Annotated in this window: 1 protein-coding gene; it reads right to left on the reverse strand. The window is 76.8% G+C overall.

The window, feature by feature from the left end; translation table 11 throughout:
• Positions 1–409 (reverse strand): ROK family protein (locus G3I40_RS32620; RefSeq protein ID WP_164306222.1); only part of this gene is annotated, 409 nt, incomplete at both ends.

Genomic DNA, 409 nt, shown 5'->3' on the forward strand with positions numbered 1-409 from the left:
CGCGTACTGCTCCAGGCAGCCCCGCCCGCCGCACGGACAGGCGGGCCCCTCGGGGTGGACCGGCACGTGCCCCAGTTCGCCCGCGAACCCCCGCGTCCCGCGCAGGAGTTGGCCGTCGACGACGAGGGCGGCGCCGATGCCGATCTCCGCCGAGACGTGCAGGAAGTCCGCGGGGGAGTCCGCGGCGAGCCACAGCTCGGCGAGCGCGCCGAAGTTGGCCTCGTTGTCGACGCTCAGCGGCACCTCGCCCGGCAGCAGCGCGGCCACGTCCGTGTCGTGCCAGTCCAGGTTCGGGGCGCGGACGACGGTGTGCGTGCCGCGGGCCACCAGGCCGGGCACCGCGACGGCGAGTCCCGCCGGGCGCAGCCCCGCTCCCGAGGCCTCCTCGGTGACCTGCCGTACCAGCTGC

The sequence above is a fragment of the Streptomyces sp. SID14478 genome (genome assembly GCF_010548525.1).
In the GTDB taxonomy this organism is placed as follows: Bacteria; Actinomycetota; Actinomycetes; order Streptomycetales; family Streptomycetaceae; genus Streptomyces.